We start from the raw sequence: 16,786 nt of genomic DNA on the forward strand, positions 1-16,786 counted from the left end.
ACGGACAGGCGGTCGGAGGCGGTCAGCCCGCGCCCAGTCGGTAGACGTTGAAGGCCCGGCGGATGACCGGCTGCGCCACGTTGCGCACCCGGACCCCGCCCGCCGTCATCCCGTGCTCCGTGCCCAGGTGGGCGTGTCCGTGCACGGCCAGGTCGGCGCCGGCCGTGTCGATCGCCTCCGCCAGCAGGTAGCTGCCGAGGAACGGGTGGATCTCCGGCGGCTCCCCGGCGAGCGTGTCCGCGACGGGGGAGAAGTGCGTCAGCGCCACCCGCGCCGCGCAGTCCTCCTCGTCCAGCTCCTTGAGCGCGGCGTGCAGACTGTCCGCCGAGCGGCGGGTGGTACGCACGAACTCCTTCATCACCGGCTCACCGAACTCACCGGCGCTGCGCCCCACGAACCCGCCGCCGAACCCCTTGGTCCCGGCGATGCCCACCCGGCCCCCGGCGCACTCCACGACGGCTGCCTCGCCCTCCAGCACCGTCACCCCGGCGTCCCGGAGGATCGCGGTGACCTTCTCGGGCTGTTCGTCGTGGTGGTCGTGGTTCCCGAGGACCGCCACCACCGGCACCGGCAGGCCGCGCACCTCCCGGGCGACCACCCGCGCCTCCTCCTCAGTGCCGTGCCGGGTCAGGTCCCCGGCGAGCAGCAGCAGGTCGGCGCAGTCGGGCAGGGTCTCGAACGCGGGCCGCAGCAGCCCTTCGCTGTCGGGCCCCATGTGGATGTCCCCGACGGCGGCGACGCGGATCATCACAGCTCCTCCGCATGGTCGGGGCGGGTGGCCTCCGCCACCACGACGTCGGCGTGCACGGTCAGCCCGGCCAGCTCCTCACGGGCGATGCGCAGCACGGTCTCGCGGCACCGCGCCGAGGGCACGGTGCCGGTGAGCGCGATCGCCCCGGCCCGGAACTCGGCACGTACGCCGAGTTCACCGAGTTCCTCCGCGGCGAGCCGGTCCTGGAGGTGGGCCACCCGGTATTCCGCGTTCTCGGGGTTCTCGGGGTTCTCGGGCTCCCCGGCCGCGGCCGCGGGGCCGCTCGCGGCGGGGCCCCGGTGTCCGACGGGATCGCTCATGGCCGGCCCTCCTTCGTGGCGGTGGCCGGTGGCCCGGCCGGAGGGATGATCTCCAGCCGTTCGAGGATGAAGAAGAACGCGGCGGGCATCGGGTCGTCGCCGCAGTCGCGGCGCAGCGCCGCCCAGTCGATCTTCTCGCGCAGGGTGCGGGCGATCGGCAGCACCGCACCGAAGTCGCAGTGGTGCTCCGAGAAGGCCGCCAGCAGACCGTGCAGCAGGTCGGTCGGCGACAGGACCGGCATCAGCACCGAGTCGACCGACAGATCCCGGGCCCGGGCTAGCAGATCCGTCGTCACGGGCTCGTGCGCCAGCTCGAAGATCAGGTCGACCTGCTGGCCCAGGCAGTCCGCCTTGAGCAGCCAGTCCTCGGGCGGTGTGTACACCGTCAGCCCCGCCTGACGCAGCGTCGCGGCGACGGCGTCCGCGTCCTCGGGCCGGATGCAGAAGTCGACGTCGTGCTGGAGGTTCTGGGTGCCGCCGTGCGCGTACACGGCGACGCTGCCGGCCAGCGCGAACGGGTGCTCCGCCTTCTTCAGGGTCGAGCCCACCTGCTTGGCGGCCTGGAGGATCGCCTGGTTGCGGTCGACCGGGAGCTCCTCGTGCGGTGCCTCGTGCCGGGGAAGCGGACCGCGGTCCCCGGCGGCCGGGCGCAGCTCGGAGACGCCGGCGCGTCGGCCGGTGGTGTGGTCGTCGGCGGGCTGCCTCATCGATGTCCCCTTCCCGGGCTGTGGCCGTCGGCGGAACGGACCGGACCGGCCCTCCCCTTGGAAGAGCGGGTACCCGGCGCCGTACCGCCGACACCGCACCCCACGCGGCCCGCGCCGGTGTGGGGCGCCCGGGGGATCGAGGGCACTCGTCCGGCATGAGCGACAAGAGGATGCGACAGGGGACCGGCCCCGCCGGCCACCGGACCGTGGAACGGCTGGTGGCGGCCTGGCTGGCCGAGACCGAACGGCACGACCCGGGGGCCGCCGGCGAGGCCCGGGACGGCTGGGAGCGGGGCGCGCTGTCCGAACGGGCCGCCCAGGACCTGGCCACCTGGGTCACCGCCAGGGTCACGGACACGGGCTTCACCGAGGACGAGGGCCCCTACGTGGCGGGACCGGTGCGGATCACACCGGCGGACAAGGACACCGTGCACGCCTGGCTGCGCGCCCGGGGGCACGCCGTGTGAGGCGGACACCGGCGCCGCCTCACGAAGGCGGCCGCCACTCGAACATCAGCAGCGTCGCGTCGTCCCGCAGCCGGCCCTCCTGCATGGCCAGGATCGAGTGGATCAGCCGGCGCAGCGACTCCGGCGCCAGCTCCCCGCCGGCCGTGGCCCGGATGACGTAGTCGGCGAAGCGTTCGAGGCCCAGCAGCTTGGCCTCCCTGGTCCGGGCCTCCACCACGCCGTCGGTGTACATCAGCACCCGGTCCCCCGGCTCCAGCGCGATCTCGTGGATCCGGCGCCGGTGCGGGCTGAGCAAGGACGGCATCCCCATGGGCGGGTCGGCGTCACGCTCCATGGCATCGATGATCAACCGCTGGTCGCGGATCAGGATGGGCGCGGGATGACCGCAGTTGGCCCAGCGCAGCACCCCGGTGACCAGGTCCAGCTGGGCGATGACCGACGTGCAGAACTTGTCCGGGAGCCAGCTGGACAGTGCCTCGTCCACGCCGCGCACCAGATCGGGCAGGTCGGCGCCGGTGCGCCGGGCGTTGCGGCAGGCCGCCAGCGAGACCGTGGTGGTCAGTCCGGAGGCCAGGTCGTGCCCCATCGCGTCCAGGACGGCCACGTGCAGGGTCGTCTCGGTCAGCGCGTGGTCGAAGGCGTCGCCGCCGATCTCGTAGGCCGGTTCCAGCACGGCCGTCGACACGACGTTGCCGTCGCCGATGGTGCGCGGCGGCAGCAGGGCGCGCAGCATCTCGGCGGGCAGCCGCATCGGCTCGGTGCGGGTGCGCCGGACGAAGGAGTCCTCGTAGGCCCGCTTGGAGGTGATCACCATGGCCAGCAGCGAGGCGAGCGCCCGGCCGCGGGTCAGCGAGGAAGCGGTGAGGGCCGTCTCGTGCACGGCCAGTACACCGAGCCGCTCCGCACCGTCCAGCAGCGGGAACCAGGCGGTGATGCCGCCGCTCGCCCCGGACTCCTCCACCCGCAGCGACTGGGTGCGGTACGCCCACCCCGCCAGGGAGCCGTCGACCGGGAGCGTCGGGGCCACGGCCGTCTGCGGGACCAGGCGGCGCTGCTGGAGGTCGACGAGGTAGACGACGGCCTGCCGCAGTCCCAGCGCCTTGGCACAACGGGCGGTGGCGGTCCGCAGGTCCAGGGTGAGATGGGCAGGATCGGCGAGGAACCTCCGCAGCCCCGAGTCGTCCGGGTCCGTCGTGGACACCTCGTCTCCTCCCGTCGAGAGCCCGCCGCGGCGGGGACGATGCCCCCCAGCAGTCAAGCACCGCCCGTCCCGCCCCGCCCGTCGGCCGCTCACCCGCGTGCGCTTCGGTCCCGGCAGAAGGGGCACGCGTCACCTCGTACGACCCCGAGCGCCGAGGAGTGGTGCCCCATGACCGAGTACGAGCGTTCCCGCACCATGCCCGCCCAGCCCGAGCAGGTCTTCGACCAGGCCGCGAACGTCGGACAGCTGGAGACCTGGCTGCCCCGGGACCTGCACGTGGAGCCGGAGGAGCCGCCCGCCGTCACCGTGCACGAGGACCGCACCGACCAGGACACCTCGGCGCTGCTGAGTGCCCGGCCCGAGCAGATGCGCCTCGAGTGGGGCACCCGCGAGCAGGGCGGTTACGCCGGCTGGCTGCAGGTCGCCGGGCTCGACAGCGGGGCCAGCGAGGTCACCGTGCACCTGTCGTTCTTCGACGGCAGTCACGACCCGGGCCGGCGGACGGTGGACGAGGCCCTCGACGGCAGCCTGCGCCGGCTGGAGGAGCAGGTGACGATGCGCACCGACAACGCGGCCGGCTGAGGAGGCCACCGGGGACCGCGCGGACACCCCGGACACCCCGGACACCGAGGGCAACCCATGGCGGTCCCGCCGTGTCGTACGTGTCGTACAGGGAAAGCCGAACGACGCCGATGACCGGTCCGGCCGGCATCACCGCCATGGGGGAGACATGTACGTCCGTGACCGAGGCGTCCGCGCCGCCCTGACCGCGCTGGTGGCCGGTGCCGCGCTCGCCGTGGCCGCCGTCCCGGGAACCGCGGCGGGACCGCACCCCCGGACGGCGGACTCCGGGCCGCCCGCCTTCCTGGAGCCGTCCGAACTGCCGCCGCACCCCGCCCCCGACTGGTACGCCGGACCGGTCGCCGCCGGGCGGCCGGACCCGTCGCCGATGTGCGCGGGCGACGCGCTGCCGTCCACCGCCTCCCACCGCCGGTACTGGACCGAGTACGGCACCGGCGCCCTCCAGGTCACGGTCGTCGAGCGCAGCGCCCGGCGGGCCGAGCGGTTCGCCGCCCTGCTGCGCACCGACCTCGGGGACTGCGCGCGCACGGTGATGGAGCGCAGTCCCGACGTCACCGCCACACAGAAGGACTACGGCCGCCTCGACGTGGAGGAGGGCGCCCGCGTCTACGGCGTCCACACGGTCACCGAGGGGGGAGCCACCGACATCGGCCTGTTCTCGGTGGGCCGGGACGGCAGGACCGTCACGGTCGTCCAGTGGGGACGGACGGGCACCTTCGAGGACGCCCGGGTGGCCGACTTCAGGGCCACCACCGTCACGGCCGTCGACAAGCTCCGCTGAACGCGTCCCTCAGCAGTCCGGAACGCCGGCGATCTTCTCGCCGCCCCGCAGATAGAGGTTGCTGACCCAGGCGATGTCACTGCCCGAGAACTCCTGCACGGCCGTCCACCAGTCGTTGCCGCCGACGGCCGGGTCGTTCACGTACTGCCCGCGCTTCTGGCAGACGGCGTCCAGCCAGTAGGCGGAGCGGACCGCGAGCACGCCGGAGTCGGTGGTGGGCTGCTGGCGCAGACGGACATCCGTCGCCCAGATGTAGACGTCGGTCAGCGTCGGGTCCCCGCCGCTCGGCGCGGCCGGGGCGGCCTGCGCGGTGGCGGCGAGCGCGCCGACGGTGAGCGCGGCCGCGGCCAGCGCGGTACCGGAGTGACGCATCAGTCGCTTCATGTGTGGTTCCCCCATGGTCGTGGACGGGTCCGGTCAGCAGGTGGCCGAGGCGGGCAGGTCGCCGTACGCGTCGCCCTTGAGGTAGATGGCGCTGACGTAGCCCTCGACGAGCTTCACCCAGACGTTGTTGGTGTAGCCGTGGTCGCTGATGGTCTCGCCCCGCGTCCAGCAGTAGGCGCCGCGCGGCTGGCCGGCCGCGACCGAGCCGACCTTGGCGTAGGAACGGGCCGGTCCGGAACGGACGTTGACGGTCTCGTACGGCTCGACCGCGTAGGGCGCGGCGAGCACGCGGTCGGCGCCCCGGCCGCCGTCGGAGACCGCGGCTGCGGTCGTCGCGGTGAGCGGGCCGAGCAGCGCGAGCGCGCCGGCCCCGATGAGGGCGACCCTGGTGATCGGGCGAACGGTCATGTGGTGATTCCCCCTGTGCGGATGCTGCCGCCGGGCGGTACCCGGCTCGCACTCAGCACTCTAGGGACGACCGGGACGCCGGTGTCCCTGACAAATGTCAGGGCGCCCTCGCACCGGCGGGGACCGCGCCCCGGGGACCCGGCGCGAGCGGCCCGGTGTCAGCCCGCCGTCCCGGGGCACCCACTGCCGTGGACGCCCACCGCCGTCCGCGAGCACACGGTTCCGGACCAGGACCTGCGCATCCCGCTGTGCCGCGTCCCCGCCCGTCCCGGCAGCGGCTTCGCCGTCACCGGCGCAGGCGGGTTCTGACCGGGCGTCAGCAGACCCGTCGACGACACGTCACGCGACCACCCGGACAGGGCCGGTTGGCTGATCGTTTGCAGTCCTCCGGGTGTGCGTCCGCCCCCGGGCGGCCGAAGCGGCCGTCACCCGAATGGCCCCCGCACGCTACTGGTCACGGCCGAACCGGTGTCTCCTGGAGTGTGTCAGCGGCGTCCAGGCTGGGAGGCCGATCATGTACGAAATGTGCGTGGGCCCGGAGAAGGCGGGCGGAGCGTTGGTGTGGCACGTGCTGTCCAAACAGGCGGCGGCCACACTGTGCGGACAGCAGCTCCGCGAACGAATCGAGGCATCCGACGGTGAACGGGCGCGTCACTGCCCGGACTGCATGGCTTCCTTCGAGAAGTTGATGGCAACCACACCGTGCTGACGGACCGTCCGCAAGCCGTGCGCCCCGTCGCATCCCGCGGCGGGGCGGACGGCGTACGGGGGATCCGGGAGCGGCGGCCGGTTCCTGACGATCACTCGGTTGGTGCAGTGTCATGGTGGGGAGCCGGGGAAGTCGCCGGTCATGCCCCGGAGCGTCGTCCTCCCGCGCCCGGGGCGGCGGGACGCGCCGCGGCCGGGATCCCCGAATCGGCCGTGGCGCATCCTTTTCGGGCCGCCGAGCGGCTCCCCACGCCGGGACGATGGGTGTCGGCCGCCGGACCATTTGGGTGTCGTCCCCGATAGCCGCACGGGGGCCCGGCGTGTGACCGTGGACCGACGCCGCGCCCGGGAGCTCTCCGGGTGCCGGGGCAGGGCGCGGGCAGGCCCGTCCCGCCCGTCCACGGGCGTCGCCGCGTTGTCCGTTCGTTCCGGGTGTGCCGTGCGCACCCGCGTACTGGGGGCGGTGTCAGGGGCACCGGCGCCCCGGGGCGGCGCATGCGACCGGCCGCCCCGCCCGCCCGCCTGTCCGCCGGACCGTCCGAGTGTCCGTCCGTCCGTCCGCCCGCCTGTCCGCCTGTCCGCCTGTCCCATGACGCATCCCCGAAGAAGGAGAACCCGCATCCATCCCCGTCAAGTGAAGCCCTCCCGAACCTCCGCGCGGTCGAAGGCGGTGACCCGTGGGACACGCTGACACCCTGCTCGCCATGGGCGGCGCCTTCGTCGCCGCCGCGTTCCTCGCCCGCCTCGGCGGGAGGATCGGACTTCCGACGATCCCCCTGTTCATGCTCGCCGGCATCCTGCTCGGCCCGCACACACCGGGCTTCGTCCTGGTCGAGGACGCGCACGACTTCGAGATGCTCTCCGCGCTCGGACTGGTGCTGCTGCTCTTCTACCTGGGCCTGGAGTTCCACCTCGACGACCTCAAGAGCGGCGGCAAACGGCTGCTCACCGCCGGGGGCATCTACCTGCTCCTGAACGTCGGTGCCGGACTCGGCTTCGGCTTCGTCCTCGGCTGGGGCGTGCGCGAGGCACTGGTGCTGGCGGGTGTGCTCGGCATCTCCTCCTCCGCGATCGTCACCAAGATCCTCATCGACCTGGGCCGGATCGGCCGCCCGGAGACCCGGCTGATCCTCGGTGTCATCGTCGTGGAGGACATCTTCCTCGCGCTGTACCTGGCCGCCCTGCAGCCGGTCCTCTCGGGCGCGCACGGTGTCGCCGAGACGGCGCTCCAGGCCGGCAAGGCCTTCGGCTTCCTGCTGGTGCTGGCCGCCGCGGCCCGCTACGGCACCCGGCTCGTGGGCCGCCTGATCGACACGCGGGACAACGAACTGCTCGTCATCAGCTTCCTCGGCGCCGCGGTGCTCGTCGCCGGCGTCTCCGAAGTCCTGGGCGTCGCCGACGCCATCGGTGCCTTCATGGTCGGCCTGATCCTCGCCGGCACTCCTTCGGGGCCGCGGATCCGCGAACTGGTGCACCCGCTGCGTGACGCCTTCGCGGCCATCTTCTTCTTCGCCTTCGGGCTCGCCATCGACCCCGGCGACCTCGCCTCCGTTGCCGGTCCGGTCGCCGCGGCGGCCGCGCTCACCGTCGTCATGAACATCGCCGCCGGGCTGTGCGTCGCCCGGGTCTACCACTACGGTTCCGAACCGGCCGCGGAGATCGCCACCACCCTCGTCGCCCGAGGTGAGTTCGCGCTGATCCTGGCCGCCATGGCCGCCGGCGCCGGGCTCGACGCCCGGCTCGCTCCCTTCATCGCCGGATACGTCCTCGTCCTCGCCGTCCTCGGCCCCGTCGTCGCGGGCCGCGCCCACGTACTCGCCGCCGGGCTGCGTGCCGCCGGGCGCCTGCTGCCCGGAGGGAAGGCGCCGGTCGCGGTGGCGGATGGCGGGACCGACGGGGAGGCGGACACGGAGCGGCGACCCGAGTCGGCCTCGGTGCCGGTGCCCCAGGCCGCCCGCTCGCACGGGTCCTCGTCCTCCTCCTCGGAGCACGCGGAGGCGGAGCGCTAGTCCGGGACCGTACGGCCGGGGCGGGAGGGTCGCGGGGCAGTGCCGGCGGGTGGCCGGTCGTCGCCCCGGGCGGCACGGCACCGCGGTGCCCGGTGGGACAATCTGCCCACAGGGTCGTGGTCCGACGCCGTGGTCGGACACGTCCGGGACCGGAAGGAGCCGTCAGCATGATCGAGTGGGTGCCTCTGGGCAGCGGTGCCAGACCCGTTCCCCGGCCGGTCGCGGCTCCCCTGGTGTGGGCGGGGGCGTTCGGCGGCGCCCTCCTCCTGGTCGCGCTGCTCAACGGCACCGTGGGCGTGGGGCGTCCGGGACTCGCCCTGGTCGCGCTCTCCCTGCTGGCGGCGGCGCTCGGGCTCTGCGCCCGCTTCACCGCCGCACCGGGGACGGCCGTGCTGTGCTGGCTGTCCCTCAACGGCTTCGCCATACCGCCGGCCGGCACGCTCACCTGGACCGGCCGGCGGGACGCGGTCTGGTTGGCCTGTCTGCTCGGCGCGGCCCTCGTCGGCACGGCGCTGGCCCGCCTGGTCCACGCGCGGGCCGCCTACCGCCGGCTGACCACGGCGACCGGCCTCGACGCGCCGGAGCCGGGTTGCGGTCCCGGCGACGTCTGAGCCGCCCGGCACCTGGAGGTGACCCGGCCCCGGACACCGGCGGCCGGGGACCGGCGGCCGGGGACCGGCGGCCGGGGAGGGCCGGTCCGCTCCACGGACCGGCCCTCCCCACCGCTGCCGGGTCAGGCCGTGTGCAGGGTCAGGCCGTAGCGGTTCAGGATCTCGTTGACCGGCTGGAACCAGGTCTCCCCGCCGCTGGAGCAGTTGCCCCAGCCGCCCGAGGTGACGCCCTGTGCCTGGTCACCGCTGATGAAGGAGCCGCCGGAGTCGCCGCCCTCGGCGCACACGCTGGTCTTGGTCAGCTGGTGCACCACCGAGCCGTCGCTGTAGTTGACCGTCTCGTTGTGGGCGAGCACGGTGCCGCAGTGCCAGTGCGTGGTGGAACCGGAGCGGCAGATCGAGGCACCGGCGGGTGCCACGTTCGAGCCGCGCACGAGCTGGTCGGAGACCGTGCCCCAGCCGAGCACCACCGGCACCGTCCACCAGCCGCTGCCGACGCTGACCCACGCGTAGTCGTTGTCGGGGAAGGACGAGCCCTGGAAGGTGCCGATGTACGAGCGGTCCCAGCCGCTGACCGAGGCGCCGGCCCGTCCGCAGTGTCCGGCGGTGACGAACCCGCCGTGCACCGAGAAGCCGATGGAGCAGCGGACGTTGCCGGTGTAGTACGGGTCGCCGCCCACGGTGCCCGCCGCGAAGGTCCGCGGCGCGGACGCCACCGTCCGCACCGTGACGGGTCCGGCCTCACGGGCCTGCTGCACGAAGCGCCGGACATCGTTGTCAGCGCGCTCGCCGTCGACCACGTCCACGACGACCCGGTTGGCGGCCTGGTCGACGTGCCAGCCGCTCACTCCGGCCGGTGCGTCGAGGCGGTCGACGCGCGCCTTGGCGGCGTCCAGCCGCTGTGCGCTGTGCTCCACGGTGCGGACCTGCGCGCCGGTGGCGCGGACCGCCCGCACGGTGGAGGGTGCCGCGTCCGAGGTGACGGCCACGGTCAGCCTTCCGGCGTCGGCGTCGAACCACGAGCCGCCGAACGCCTTTCCGGCCGCCCGGCGGGCCGCGGGCTCGATGCCGGTGGCGTCGCGTTCGGCCGCGAGCCGGTCCTCGGCCTCGGCCCGGGTGAGGCCGAAGTCCCGCTGCATGGCGTCCAGCAGACCGGCGGAGGCCGGCTGCTCGGACGAGGAGGAGGGGGAGGAGGAAGACGGGGAGGAGGGGGCGTCGGCCGCCGAGGCCGGCAGGGTGCCGACCGCGGTGAGGCTGCCGAGCACGAGGAGTCCGGCCAGGCCGAGGTGCCTGAGTCTGCTGCGTCTCACGGAGTTGCCCTTCGTCGTTCCAGCAAGGTGGGGGTGGAACAGATGGCATGGAACAACCGCGGTTTGAGAGCGCTCTCATCGGGTCGCTTCGAGCTTAGCCAGCCCTCCCTCATCAGGTCCATGCCAATGCACGGCCTTTCCCTGCCGCCGGTCCCCCCACCGGTCTGCGCGCCCGGTGGTCCACCCCTCGGCCCGGCCGGTCTTGGGTTGGCCGGCCGTCTCCGGGGCACTCAGGCTGCGTCCTCGCAATGACGGCCGCACGACGGCCACCGGACGTGGGAGGCACGCGTGGCGGTACGGCACAGGCTCATCCAGGCGACCCCGGAAGCGGTCTGGGACGTCCTGGCGGACGGCGACCTGTACGTGGAATGGGTCGTGGGGCCCTCGGAGGTCACTCCCCGGGACGGACAGTGGCCGGAGGTGGGCGCGACCATCGCCTACGAGGTGCGGCTCGGGCCGCTGCGGCTGAACAACGAGTCGGTGGTCAGACACTGCGTACCGGGCTCCGAGCTGGAGCTGGAGGCGAAGGCGGGCCGGCTCGGCACGGCACGGATCGCCATCGAACTGCGGCCCTGGGGCGAGCAGTGCCTGGTGATCGTGGACGAGCATCCCCTGCGCGGCCCGGGGGGTCTGCTGCACAACGTCGGCGTCGAGGCGCTGATCCAGGTGCGGCACCGGGCCATGCTCGCCAGGCTCGCGAACCTGTGCGAGTCCCAGGCCGGTGACCGGGGCCGTCCCGACCCGCCCGACGCGGTGGGATCCGTGCAGTACGGACCGGGAACCGGCCGTGCCTGACGCCGTCGTGATCGGTTCGGGACCCAACGGCCTGGTGGCGGCGAACCTGCTGGCCGACGCCGGCTGGAGCGTGACGGTCGTGGAGGAGCAGCCCGAGCCGGGCGGCGCGGTGCGGCACGACGGCGAGGTCGCCCCCGGCTTCGTCAACGACCTGTTCAGCTCCTTCTACCCGCTCGCCGCCGCCTCCCCGGTACTCGGCGGACTGCGACTGGAGGAACACGGGCTGCGCTGGGCCCACGCGCCCCACGTACTGGCCCACCCCCTGACCGACGGGAGCTGCGCCGTCCTCGACCGCGACCTCGCGACCACCGCGGCATCCCTGGACGCCTTCGCCCCGGGGGACGGCGCCGCCTGGGAGCGGCTGCACGCGGTGTGGGACCGCTACCGGGCCGACATCCTCGACGCCCTCTTCACGCCCTTCCCGCCGGTGCGCGCCACTGCCCGGCTGGCCCTGCGGCTGCGCGCCGCGGGCGGGCTCAGACTGGCCCGCACCCTGGTCCTGCCGGTGCGCCGGCTGGGCGAGGAGGAGTTCCGGGGCGAGGGCGGCAGACTGCTCCTGGCCGGCAACGCCCTGCACGCCGACCTCGCCCCCGAGGCGGCCGGCAGCGGCGGCTTCGGCTGGCTGATGTCGATGCTCGGGCAGACCTACGGCTTCCCCGTGCCGGTCGGCGGAGCCGGCGCCCTCACCGAGGCCCTCGTCCACCGGCTGCGCGCCCGGGGCGGCACCCTGCACTGCGGGCGGCGCGTCGAACGGGTCCTGATCCGCGACCGGCACGCCGTCGGCGTGCGCACCGCCGACGGGGAGACGGTCACGGCCCGCCGCGCCGTCCTCGCGAACGTCTCCGTCCCCGCCCTGTACGGCGGACTCGTCGACCCGGCGGACCTGCCGGACCAGGTCCGCACCGACCTGCGGCGCTTCCAGTGGGACTTCGCCACCTTCAAGGTGGACTGGGCGCTGGACGGGCCCGTGCCCTGGCGGTGCGAGCAGGCGGCGCGGGCGGGCACCGTCCACCTGTCCGACGGCCTCGACGAACTCACCCGGTTCGCCGCGCAGATCGCCATGCACCAGGTCCCCGACCGTCCCTTCTCGCTGTTCGGCCAGATGACGACCACGGACCCGACCCGCTCGCCGCGCGGCACCGAATCCGCCTGGGCGTACACCCACGTCCCGCACGACGTCCGCGCCGACGCGGGCGACGAGGGCATCACCGGCCGCTGGGACGCCAAGGACCAGGAACTGATGGCCGACCGGGTCGAGCGCCAGGTGGAACGCTTCGCGCCCGGCTTCCGCTCAGTGGTCCGGGCCCGGCGCGTGCTCGCCCCGCCGACGCTCCAGGCCATGGACGCCAATCTGGAGGGCGGCGCCATCAACGGCGGCACCACCGCCATGCACCAGCAACTCGTCTTCCGGCCCGTGCCCGGCACCGGGCGGCCGGAGACCCCGGTGCCCGGTCTCTTCCTCGCCTCCGCGGGCGCCCACCCGGGAGGCGGGGTGCACGGCGCGCCCGGCGCCAACGCCGCGCGCGCCGCACTGCGCCAGCACCGGTTCGCGGGCCTCGCCCGGGTGCAGCGGGCCCTGACGCGGCGGGACCGGGCAGGCGACCGGCGGTGAACGCCCGCGAAGTCCTCCAGGAGTCCGAGGAAGGGGCCGGACCATGACCGACAGCCCACTGCAGAACCGCACCGTCGTGGTGACAGGCGCCGCGCGCGGCCTCGGCGCCGCCCTGGCCCGCGCGTGCGCACGGCGCGGTGCCCGGCTCGCGCTGCTCGGCCTCGAGAAACCACGACTGGACGCCCTGGCGGCGGACCTGCCGGCCCCGGCGCTCGCCGTCGAGACCGACGTCACCGACCCCGCCGCGCTGGCCGACGCGGCCGCCGAGACGCGCCGCCGCCTGGGGCAGCCGTCGGTCGTGGTGGCGAACGCCGGTGTCGCGCACGGCGGCCCGTTCGCCACCTCGGACCCCGCCGAGTGGAACCGTGTCATAGAGGTGAACCTGACCGGCAGCGCCCACACGGCCCGCGCCTTCCTGCCGGACCTCCTCGACACCGCCGGGTACCACCTGCAGATCGCCTCGCTGGCCTCGCTCGGCGCCGCCCCCATGATGAGCGCCTACTGTGCCTCCAAGGCGGGCGCGGAGGCCTTCGCCCACTCGCTGCGCGCCGAGGTGGCCCACCACGGCGTCGCCGTGGGCATCGCCTACCTCAACTGGATCGACACCGACATGATCCGCGACGCCGACCGCCACCCGGTCCTGCGCGAACTGCGCGCCCACATGCCGGCCCCGGCCCGCCGCACCCTCCCGGCGGACGAGGTCGCCGCCCGGCTGGTCCGTGCCGTGGAGCGCCGCCGTACCGCCGTGTACGTGCCGGGCTGGCTGCGCCTGGTCCAGCTGGGGCGCGCGTCCCTGCCGCCCGCGGTCCTGCGGCTGTCCCGCCGCGAGCTGCCCCGGATGGAGGCCGAGGACTCCCTGGGGCACACCGGCCCGCTGGGCGCGGGGGGCCGGGCCGACCGCGCGGCGGACACGGGTGCGTGACGGGCCGGCCCCGTAACGCGGTACAGCCGTACGGGCCAGGCGGGCCGGGTGCCGGTCAGTGGGCGCCGAACCGTCGCGCCAGCGCGCGCAGCGGCGCGGAGCGGCCCCGGTCGGGCACCGTCCACAGCGTCTCGCCCCGCACCCCCCACCGCTCCAGCAGGGCGTTGGCGGCGAGGAACCCGGAGGTCGCGGCGCGCTCCATCAGCGCCACGGGCAGATCCGTACGGACCAGGTCACCGGCGACGACGACGGCCGGGTCGGGGGTGCGGACCGTGGGGCGGTCGAGGTAGCCCCCGACGGTGAACAGAGGGCAGTCCGCCCGCCACTCGTGCCGGGCCGCGACCACCCCGGCCCGACGGGTCTCCGGGTACACCCGGTGCAACTGGTCGACGAGATGCTTCTCCTCGACCTCCCGCACGGCCCCCGACGGCACGGCGTACGCGTGGAGCTCGACGACGCAGCCGCCGGTGCGCGCCGCCCAGCGGGCCGCCTCGCCCTCCCAGTGGGACAGCACGCTGACGTTGTCCAGCGACCCGTACCCGCTCGTGCCGAGGAAGCCCGGCCGGTCCGGGGCGACCGGGCGGTCCAGCCACAGCCGGGAGACCAGGAACGGCGGAGCGTTCCGCAGCCGTGCCACCCGCGCCCGCCAGGCGGCGTCGGCCAGGTGCGGCGACCGGCGCACCACGCCCCGCAGCCCGCCGACGTCCAGGGCGAGCACCACGGCGTCGTACGGCCGGGCTCCCGCGGCGTCGACCACCAGGTGACCGCCGGACGGACCGGGCCGGACCGCCTCGACGGGCGTGCCCGTCCGCACCTCGACCCCGTGCCGGACCAGATGCCCCGTCAGGGGGTCCCACAGCGCCCGCGGGAAAGGCTCGCGCGGTACGTCGAAGAGCAGCCCCTCGCTGGAGCCGAGGAAGTAGATGTGGAACATCAGCGCCATCTCCGCGGCCGACAGCTCGCGCGGGTCCGCGAAGAAGCTGCGGGAGAACACCTCGAAGGCCAGGTGCCGCGCGGCCGCGGGAAAACGCAGGGAGTCGAGGAACGCGTGGGCGCTGACGTCGTCCAGGCGCTCGTGGACGCGGCGGGTACGGACGTCGAGGAGCGGCAGCGCCGCCGAGGGCCGCAGGGCAGCCAGGTCCCGCAGTCCGAAGCTGGGGCTCAGGGCGACGAAGGCCAGGGCGCTGAACGGGGGAGTGCGCGGAAGACGGCGGAAGCTGTCGCACAGCCCGCTGCTGTGCCGCAGCGGGTAGTCCGGCAGGCCGGTCAGCATGCCGAGCCCGGGATCGCAACGGCGCAACAGGCTGCGCAGGTTGTAGTACTGGCGGAAGAAGGCGTGGAAACCCCGGCTCATCGTGGCCGGCGTGCCGTCGGGCAGGGTGACGGCCCGGCCCGCGACCCTGCCGCCGAGCACGGGTTCGCGCTCGTGCAGGACGACGCGCACCCCGCGTTCCGCCAGGGCGGTCGCCGCCGCGAGGCCCGCGATGCCGCCGCCGACCACCGCCACCGACGGCGGTTCGCCCGCGACCCGCTCCCGGCCCGCCGACGGACGCAGCACCCGCGCCCGCCGGTCCCGCCCCGGCGGCCGCTCCTCGCCCCGCTGCCCGGTCCCGCCACGCCGGATCATCGCGCATCACCGGGGCGGGCACGATCGCCTCGCGTACCGCCGCAGCGCAGGCCGCCGGTCCGGTACACGATGGCCCGCGTACCGCGGGTCCGTGCGCTCCGGTCCCGAGGTGTGGCCGCCACGCCGGTGCGGCCGCGGTGGCGGGGCGCGTTCCGGCCCCCGGGCGTGGTCGAGGCGCTCGTGCCGCGACGTGAGTCCGGCAGCGGACCTCCGCTACCGCCGTACGCGAGGTCCGTTCCGCGGGCGGGGCGGCCGCGGTGGGCCGTCCCGTGGTCGAAGGCGGCGGGTGGTGCCGCGTCGTGGAGCGAGGGCATCGGTGACTCCCGGGGTCGGCGCTCAGCGGAGGGGGAGGTGGCGGCGCCGCAGCCACGGCAGTTCGGCCGCCGTGCGCAGCATCGGCAGGACGGGGACGCGTACGCCGACCGCGAGGTCCTCGTACAGTCGCGACCGGCCGTCCAGGAAGCGCAGCAGCCGCGCGGCGGGTACGCGGTCGAACAGCCGGAAGAAGAGGTCGGGGCCGTCGACCCGGCCGGTGTCCAGCGCGCGCAGCAGCACCGCGTCCATCAGCCGGGCCCGCGCCGGATGCGGGGGCGGCGGCACCGGCCGGCGGCCCGCGCGCACCGCACGGGCCACGGCCTCGGACTGCCGCTGCACGGCGGCGAACGTGTAGCCGGTGGACGCCCGGGTCGCCCCGCCCGCGACGCCGATCCGGAACACGCGGTCGCCGTCCTCGTCCCGCCGCCCGAAGTCGGCGTCGGTCATCGGGATGACCCCCTGCTCGGTCGACAGGACCTCGACGGTGCCGGTGCGCAGGACGCGGCGCGTGTAGTCCTCCAGCGCGTCGTCGTACGCGTCGGACGCCAGGGGCGCCGGGCCGAACCCGGTGTACTCGACCAGCGCGGTGTGCCGTCCGGTCGGCAGCACGTAACCGAAGGACAGACCCCGCGCCGGCTGCGCGGTGCGGAAGTCCATCAGGTCGACCACCTCCGGCTCGAAGACCGGCCGCTCGGTGCGGACGAACCAGCCGCGGAAGTGCTGGAGCAGGCGGGTGCGGGCGGCCGGCAGCCGCTCGGGAGGACGGGAGTCGAAGACCCAGCGGGCGCGCAGGACGACCGGCGCGCCCGTCGCGTCCGTGGCCGCCACCCGCACGGTGGCGTCCGGCAGGCCCGTGACCGCGCCGACGGTGGCCTCGACGCGCCGCAGCCCCGGACGGGCCTTCAGATCCCGTCCCACCAGGGCCTCGAAGTCGTCCGAGCGGATCATCTTGTAGCGGACGGGCGCGATGTGCCGCCGGACGGCCCTCCCGTCCCGGCCGTGCACCCGGAGCCACTCCCACGACGCCGTCGTGGCCGGGTCGAAGCGGCCCGGCCCGGCCTCCCAGAAACACCAGGTGCGGCGCGGGGGCCGCAGCGGCCCGGGCGGCGGATCGACCAGGACGACGGAGGACACCGCACCGGGCGAGGCGCGCGCCGGAAGCCGGTGCGCCAGGGAGAGCCCGGCCGCCCCCGCGCCGACGACCACGATGTCCGCGTCGAGCACCCCCGCCTCCTTCCCGTCGGTCAGCCCGCCGGGTCCACCCGCCGGTCCGGTC

The 16,786-nt window shown here is 74.9% G+C and carries 17 protein-coding genes; 8 read left to right on the plus strand and 9 right to left on the minus strand.

Going from position 1 to position 16,786, the window contains the following annotated elements; translation table 11 throughout:
- Positions 1-22: 22 nt before the first annotated feature.
- Genes ACZ56V_RS09035 through ACZ56V_RS09045 form a run of 3 tightly spaced genes read right to left on the minus strand, consistent with a single transcriptional unit; the run spans position 23 to position 1,778 of the window.
- The gene (locus ACZ56V_RS09035) at positions 23-748 is read right to left on the minus strand and encodes a metallophosphoesterase family protein (RefSeq protein WP_398910076.1); all 726 of its coding nucleotides are present in this window, start codon (positions 746-748) and stop codon (positions 23-25) included.
- On the minus strand, positions 748-1,071 hold the full coding sequence (locus ACZ56V_RS09040) for a BON domain-containing protein (protein WP_468940562.1): 324 nt from the start codon (positions 1,069-1,071) through the stop codon (positions 748-750). The genes ACZ56V_RS09035 and ACZ56V_RS09040 overlap by 1 nt, the downstream gene beginning before the upstream one ends.
- The gene (locus ACZ56V_RS09045; protein WP_398910073.1) at positions 1,068-1,778 is read right to left on the minus strand and encodes a nucleotidyltransferase family protein; all 711 of its coding nucleotides are present in this window, start codon (positions 1,776-1,778) and stop codon (positions 1,068-1,070) included. The genes ACZ56V_RS09040 and ACZ56V_RS09045 overlap by 4 nt, the downstream gene beginning before the upstream one ends.
- A gap of 155 nt (positions 1,779-1,933) precedes the next feature.
- On the opposite strand from ACZ56V_RS09045, the gene ACZ56V_RS09050 reads away from it, so the two are divergent.
- Positions 1,934-2,245 (plus strand): hypothetical protein, encoded by a 312-nt coding sequence (locus tag ACZ56V_RS09050; protein ID WP_398910071.1) that lies wholly within the window; start codon positions 1,934-1,936, stop codon positions 2,243-2,245.
- Positions 2,246-2,264: 19 nt separating this feature from the next.
- Here ACZ56V_RS09050 and ACZ56V_RS09055 read toward each other — a convergent pair whose 3' ends face one another.
- Positions 2,265-3,446 (minus strand): PP2C family protein-serine/threonine phosphatase, encoded by a 1,182-nt coding sequence (locus ACZ56V_RS09055; protein WP_398910069.1) that lies wholly within the window; start codon positions 3,444-3,446, stop codon positions 2,265-2,267.
- Positions 3,447-3,614: 168 nt separating this feature from the next.
- Between ACZ56V_RS09055 and ACZ56V_RS09060 the strand changes: the two genes are divergently transcribed.
- Together ACZ56V_RS09060 and ACZ56V_RS09065 are read left to right on the plus strand one after the other, a co-directional pair.
- A complete protein-coding gene (locus tag ACZ56V_RS09060; protein ID WP_104635908.1) occupies positions 3,615-4,028 on the plus strand; it encodes an SRPBCC family protein in 414 nt (137 codons plus the stop codon).
- A 148-nt stretch (positions 4,029-4,176) separates the two neighbouring features.
- Positions 4,177-4,809: a hypothetical protein gene (locus ACZ56V_RS09065; protein WP_468940566.1), complete on the plus strand. Its 633-nt coding sequence runs from the start codon at positions 4,177-4,179 to the stop codon at positions 4,807-4,809.
- Positions 4,810-4,818: 9 nt separating this feature from the next.
- Here ACZ56V_RS09065 and ACZ56V_RS09070 read toward each other — a convergent pair whose 3' ends face one another.
- Both ACZ56V_RS09070 and ACZ56V_RS09075 read right to left on the minus strand, forming a co-directional pair.
- Positions 4,819-5,193: a peptidase M23 gene (locus tag ACZ56V_RS09070; protein ID WP_467379057.1), complete on the minus strand. Its 375-nt coding sequence runs from the start codon at positions 5,191-5,193 to the stop codon at positions 4,819-4,821.
- 33 nt (positions 5,194-5,226) lie between these two features.
- Positions 5,227-5,601: an SH3 domain-containing protein gene (locus ACZ56V_RS09075; RefSeq protein ID WP_468940569.1), complete on the minus strand. Its 375-nt coding sequence runs from the start codon at positions 5,599-5,601 to the stop codon at positions 5,227-5,229.
- Positions 5,602-6,986: 1,385 nt separating this feature from the next.
- Between ACZ56V_RS09075 and ACZ56V_RS09080 the strand changes: the two genes are divergently transcribed.
- Together ACZ56V_RS09080 and ACZ56V_RS09085 are read left to right on the plus strand one after the other, a co-directional pair.
- Complete coding sequence (locus ACZ56V_RS09080; protein ID WP_467379058.1) at positions 6,987-8,318, plus strand: cation:proton antiporter; 1,332 nt, start codon at positions 6,987-6,989, stop codon at positions 8,316-8,318.
- A 167-nt stretch (positions 8,319-8,485) separates the two neighbouring features.
- Positions 8,486-8,929: a hypothetical protein gene (locus ACZ56V_RS09085; RefSeq protein ID WP_398910060.1), complete on the plus strand. Its 444-nt coding sequence runs from the start codon at positions 8,486-8,488 to the stop codon at positions 8,927-8,929.
- Positions 8,930-9,051: 122 nt separating this feature from the next.
- On the opposite strand, the gene ACZ56V_RS09090 is transcribed toward ACZ56V_RS09085, so the two are convergent.
- Complete coding sequence (locus ACZ56V_RS09090) at positions 9,052-10,239, minus strand: S1 family peptidase (RefSeq protein ID WP_398910058.1); 1,188 nt, start codon at positions 10,237-10,239, stop codon at positions 9,052-9,054.
- Between the two features lie 288 nt (positions 10,240-10,527).
- On the opposite strand from ACZ56V_RS09090, the gene ACZ56V_RS09095 reads away from it, so the two are divergent.
- From ACZ56V_RS09095 to ACZ56V_RS09105, 3 genes are read left to right on the plus strand one after another with little or no spacing between them, the layout of a single operon-like run.
- The gene (locus tag ACZ56V_RS09095) at positions 10,528-11,034 is read left to right on the plus strand and encodes an SRPBCC family protein (protein ID WP_398910056.1); all 507 of its coding nucleotides are present in this window, start codon (positions 10,528-10,530) and stop codon (positions 11,032-11,034) included.
- Positions 11,027-12,646 carry a phytoene desaturase family protein gene (locus ACZ56V_RS09100; RefSeq protein ID WP_468940575.1) on the plus strand — a complete coding sequence of 540 codons (1,620 nt, stop codon included), beginning with the start codon at positions 11,027-11,029 and terminating at the stop codon, positions 12,644-12,646. Before ACZ56V_RS09095 ends, ACZ56V_RS09100 begins: the two co-directional genes overlap by 8 nt.
- Positions 12,647-12,689: 43 nt before the next feature.
- Positions 12,690-13,568: an SDR family oxidoreductase gene (locus ACZ56V_RS09105; protein ID WP_398910052.1), complete on the plus strand. Its 879-nt coding sequence runs from the start codon at positions 12,690-12,692 to the stop codon at positions 13,566-13,568.
- Positions 13,569-13,623: 55 nt separating this feature from the next.
- Here the strand turns inward: ACZ56V_RS09105 and ACZ56V_RS09110 are convergent, their stop codons facing one another.
- Together ACZ56V_RS09110 and ACZ56V_RS09115 are read right to left on the minus strand one after the other, a co-directional pair.
- On the minus strand, positions 13,624-15,195 hold the full coding sequence (locus ACZ56V_RS09110; RefSeq protein ID WP_468940578.1) for an FAD-dependent oxidoreductase: 1,572 nt from the start codon (positions 15,193-15,195) through the stop codon (positions 13,624-13,626).
- A gap of 336 nt (positions 15,196-15,531) precedes the next feature.
- Entirely contained in the window at positions 15,532-16,734 is a 1,203-nt protein-coding gene (locus ACZ56V_RS09115; RefSeq protein WP_468940581.1) for a lycopene cyclase family protein, read from the minus strand.
- Between the last annotated feature and the right edge of the window lie 52 nt (positions 16,735-16,786).

Source organism: Streptomyces sp. NPDC034099 (assembly GCF_055575415.1).